Source organism: Pseudonocardia sp. SID8383, assembly GCF_009864975.1.
GTDB classification, from domain to species: Bacteria; Actinomycetota; Actinomycetes; order Mycobacteriales; family Pseudonocardiaceae; genus Pseudonocardia; species Pseudonocardia alni.
Window position 1 is genome coordinate 1 of record NZ_WWFY01000558.1, and the last position, 4,219, is coordinate 4,219.

A 4,219-nucleotide genomic window follows, 5' to 3' on the forward strand; every position below is an offset into this window, starting at 1 on the left:
ACCCGCCCGGGCACCGCGGTCGGGCCCTCGAACAGCCGCCCGAGGACCGCGGCGAACTCCCCGGCGTCGGCGCCGGCGAGCCGGTCGAAGGTCACGGTGTCCCCGCCGGCCGTCGCGGGGGCGGCGCCGCGGCGGCGCCCGGTGTGGAAGAACAGCAGGTTGAGCCCGATCGCGACGACGCTGCCCGCGGTGATCCCGGAGCCGAGCACGATGCCCGCCCACTGTGGCAGAGCCTGCGCCACGTCCGGCTGCACGGTCACGAACAGCGCGACCCCGAGCCCGGACCCGACCACGACGACGTTGCGGTGGTCGCGGAAGTCGACCCGCGACAGCGTCTGGATCCCGACGACGGCGACGGTCGCGAACATCGCCAGCGCCGCCCCGCCCAGCACCGGGTGCGGCACGGCCGCGACCAGCGCCCCGGCCTTCGGCACCAGCCCGATGAGGATCATGAAACCGCCCGCGGCGGCGACCACCCAGCGGCTGGAGACCCGGGTGAGCCGGACGAGGCCGACGTTCTCGGCGAAGCAGGTGTAGGGGAAGGAGTTGACGACACCGCCCAGGGTGGTGGCGGCGCCGTCGGCGCGCAGGGCGCGGGCGACGTCGTCCGGCCCGACCTTCTTGTCCACGATCTCGCCGGTGGCGATCACGTCACCGGTCGTCTCGACCGCGGTGATCATCATGACGACGATCATCGACAGGATCGCGGCGAGCGAGAACTGCGGCCAGCCGAAGTGGAACGGCGTGGTGACCCCGACCCAGTCCGACTCCCCCACCGCGGACAGGTCGACCAGACCGAACGGCACCGCGGCCAGCGTCCCGAGCACGAGCCCGGCGAGCACCGCGACGGTGGCGAGGAAACCGCGGAACAGCCGCTGGATCAGCACGATCACCGCGAGCGTGCCGAGGGCGAGCCCGAGGTACAGCGGGTTCCCGGGGTCGGGGGCGTTCGCGCCGCCGACGGCGTCGGTCGCGGCGACCGGCAGCAGCGCCAGCCCGATCACGGTGATCACCGTGCCGGTGACGACCGGCGGGAAGAAGCGCAGCAGCCGCGCGACGTAGGGCGCGGCGAGGAAGGTCACCAGCCCGGCGACGATCACCGCGCCGTAGATGGTGGTGAGCCCGGCGGTGCCACCACCCGCGGCCAGCCCGATCGCGATCATCGGCGAGACCGCGGTGAACGTGACGCCCTGCAGCAGCGGCAGCCGCACCCCGATCCGGCCGATCCCGACCGACTGCAGGATCGAGGCGATGCCGCAGGTGAACAGGTCGGCGTTGATCAGGTGGATGAGCTGGCGCTCGTCGAGACCGATGGCGTTGGCGAGCAGGATCGGCACGACGACGGCGCCGGCGTAGAACGCCAGCACGTGCTGCATGCCGTAGACGGCGAGCCGTCCGGCGGGCGGCACCCGGTCGACCGGGTGGACGGGGCGGGCGGGATCGGTGGTTCGGCTGGTGGATCGGCGCAGGCGCATCGGTGACCTCGATGGGAGCCGGAGGGTGTGACGGGGCAGGGCGCGCGGAGGGGGCCGGATTGCGACCTGCATCACCATGCGCCCGGGCCGGGACCGCCCGGCACCGCCGTCTCCGACGAACCCCGGGCCGCTCGTCGCGGGGCTTTCGTAGGTTCCGACAGTCGACCCGGTCATCGGGCCCCCGGCGGGACACCGTTCGGAACCTCCCGGCAATCCCGTCGCAACCCGGGTCCGGACACAATGCGGGGCATGCACCTCAGCCCGAGCGAGCGCGACAAGCTCCTCGTCCACGTCGCCGCCGACGTCGCCCGCAGGCGTCGCGAGCGGGGTCTGCGGATGAACTACCCGGAGTCGGTCGCGCTGATCACCGAGCACGTCCTGGAGGGCGCCCGCGACGGCCGCACCGTCAGCGAGCTGATGAGCAGCGGCCGGGAGGTCCTGACCCGCGACGACGTCCTCGACGGCGTCCCGGAGATGCTCGACTCGGTGCAGGTGGAGGCCACCTTCCCGGACGGCACGAAGCTCGTCACCGTGCACGGGCCGATCGCATGACGCCCGGCGAGATCCTCGTCGGCACCGAGCCGGTCGAGCTGCACCCCGGCCGCCCCCGGCTGACGCTGACCGTGGTCAACGCCGCGGACCGCCCGGTGCAGGTCGGGTCGCACTACCACTTCGCCGCTGCGAACCCCGGACTGTCCTTCGACCGCGACGCCGCGTGGGGACACCGGCTTGACGTCCCCGCCGGGACGTCGGTGCGGTTCGAGCCCGGTGTGGAGCGCGAGGTGACGCTGGTGCCGATCGCCGGGGCGCGCCGGGTCCCCGGTCTGCGTGCGGAACGGGCCGGCGCCCTCGACGAGCGGAGCTACGAGCAGTGACCATCGACCGCGCGCGCTACGCCGACCTGTACGGCCCGACCGTCGGGGACCGGGTCCGGCTCGCCGACACGAACCTGCTGATCGAGGTCACCGAGGATCGCTCGCGCGGCCCGGCGTCCGGCGACGAGGTCATGTTCGGCGGCGGCAAGGTGATCCGGGAGTCGATGGGGCAGGCGGCCGTCCTGGCCGCGGACTGCCCGGACCTGGTGATCACCGGCGCCGTCGTGCTCGACCACTGGGGAGTGGTGAAGGCCGACGTCGGGGTGAAGGACGGCCGGATCGTCGGGATCGGCAAGGCCGGCAACCCCGACACGATGGACGGGGTCGACCCGGCGCTGGTGATCGGGCCCGGCACCGAGGTGCTGGCGGGCAACGGGCGCATCCTCACCGCCGGTGCGATCGACGCGCACGTGCACTTCATCTGCCCGCAGCTGGTCGAGACCGCGCTCGCGTCCGGGGTCACGACGCTGTTCGGCGGCGGCACCGGCCCGGTCGACGGGTCGAAGGCCACCACCGTCACGCCCGGCCCCTGGAACATCGGCCGGATGCTGCAGGCGATGGACCACCAGCCGGTGAACCTGCTGCTGATGGGCAAGGGCAACACGGTCTCGGCCGAGGCGCTGCACGAGCAGCTGCGCGCCGGGGCGGGCGGGTTCAAACTGCACGAGGACTGGGGCACCACCCCGGCGGCGATCGACGCCTGCCTGCGGGTGTGCGAGGAGACCGGCGTGCAGGCCGCGATCCACACCGACACCCTCAACGAGGCCGGGTTCCTGCAGTCCACACTGGCCGCGATCGCCGGGCGCTCGATCAACGCCTTCCACACCGAGGGCGCCGGCGGCGGGCACGCCCCGGACATCATCGAGGTCGTCGGCACCTCGCACGTGCTGCCGTCGTCGACGAACCCGACCCGCCCGCACACCGTGAACACCCTCGACGAGCACCTCGACATGCTCATGGTGTGCCACCACCTGAACCCGTCGGTGCCCGAGGACCTGGCCTTCGCCGAGTCCCGCATCCGCCCGACGACGATCGCCGCCGAGGACGTGCTGCACGACCTGGGCGCGATCTCGATGATGTCGAGCGACTCGCAGGCGATGGGCCGGATCGGCGAGGTCGTCATCCGGACCTGGCAGACCGCGCACGTCATGAAGGCCGCCCGCGGCCCGCTGCCCGGTGACTCCGAGCGGGCGGACAACCTGCGTGCGCAGCGCTACGTCGCCAAGTACACGATCAACCCCGCACTCGCCCACGGCGCCGCCGAGCACGTCGGGTCGGTCGAGGTCGGCAAGCTCGCCGACCTGGTGCTGTGGGAGCCGAAGTTCTTCGGGGTGCGCCCCGAGGTCGTCCTCAAGGGCGGGTTCGCCGTGTGGGCGCAGATGGGCGACGCGAACGCCTCCATCCCCACGCCCGGCCCGGTCTACGGACGCCCGATGTTCGGCTACGCCCACACCCCCGCCGCGCTCGGCTCGCTCACCTTCATGGCGCCGTCGGCGCTGGAGGCGGGCGTTCCCGAGCGGCTCGGGCTGGCGACGCCCGCGGTGCCGGTGGCCGACACCCGCTCGGTGCGCAAGGCCGGGATGCTGCGCAACGACGCCACCCCGGACGTGCGCGTCGACCCGGACTCGTTCGAGGTGACGATCGACGGCGCCGTCGTCGAGCCCGCGCCGGTGAGCGAGCTGCCGATGGCGCAGCGGTACTTCCTGTTCTGATGGCGGGTCTCGCGTCACTGGTGCTCGCCGACGCCCGGTTCCCCGGCGGCGGGCACGTGCACTCCGGCGGGCTGGAGGAGGCCGCCGAGCGGGGGCTGGTCACCGACGTCGCGTCGCTGCACGCGTTCCTGCGGGGGCGGCTGCGCACCGCGGGCCG

4 protein-coding genes and 1 pseudogene are annotated in these 4,219 nt (G+C 73.3%); 4 read left to right on the forward strand and 1 reads right to left on the reverse strand.

Translation table 11 applies throughout. From position 1 onward, the window contains the following. On the reverse strand, positions 1 to 1,475 hold a 1,475-nt coding region (locus GTW08_RS13710), incomplete at its 3' end, for a nucleobase:cation symporter-2 family protein (RefSeq protein WP_161152000.1). Positions 1,476 to 1,724: 249 nt separating this feature from the next. Between GTW08_RS13710 and GTW08_RS13715 the strand changes: the two genes are divergently transcribed. The 4 genes and pseudogenes from GTW08_RS13715 to GTW08_RS13730 form a co-directional block, all read left to right on the forward strand. After that, entirely contained in the window at positions 1,725 to 2,027 is a 303-nt protein-coding gene (locus GTW08_RS13715; RefSeq protein ID WP_020622559.1) for an urease subunit gamma, read from the forward strand. Further along, positions 2,024 to 2,350, forward strand: coding sequence for an urease subunit beta (locus GTW08_RS13720; RefSeq protein WP_073575028.1), 327 nt, complete (start codon positions 2,024 to 2,026; stop codon positions 2,348 to 2,350). Before GTW08_RS13715 ends, GTW08_RS13720 begins: the two co-directional genes overlap by 4 nt. Then, positions 2,347 to 4,062 (forward strand): urease subunit alpha, encoded by a 1,716-nt coding sequence (locus tag GTW08_RS13725; RefSeq protein ID WP_073575029.1) that lies wholly within the window; start codon positions 2,347 to 2,349, stop codon positions 4,060 to 4,062. The genes GTW08_RS13720 and GTW08_RS13725 overlap by 4 nt, the downstream gene beginning before the upstream one ends. Then, positions 4,062 to 4,219 (forward strand): annotated as a pseudogene (locus GTW08_RS13730) (urease accessory protein UreF); the annotation flags it as partial. The gene GTW08_RS13725 and the pseudogene GTW08_RS13730, both read left to right, overlap by 1 nt.

Excerpts from the sequence above, each read along its gene's own strand:
- GTW08_RS13715 (WP_020622559.1), top strand. The coding sequence starts at position 1,725 with ATGCACCTCAGCCCGAGCGAGCGCGACAAGCTCCTCGTCCACGTCGCC.
- GTW08_RS13720 (WP_073575028.1), top strand. The coding sequence starts at position 2,024 with ATGACGCCCGGCGAGATCCTCGTCGGCACCGAGCCGGTCGAGCTGCAC.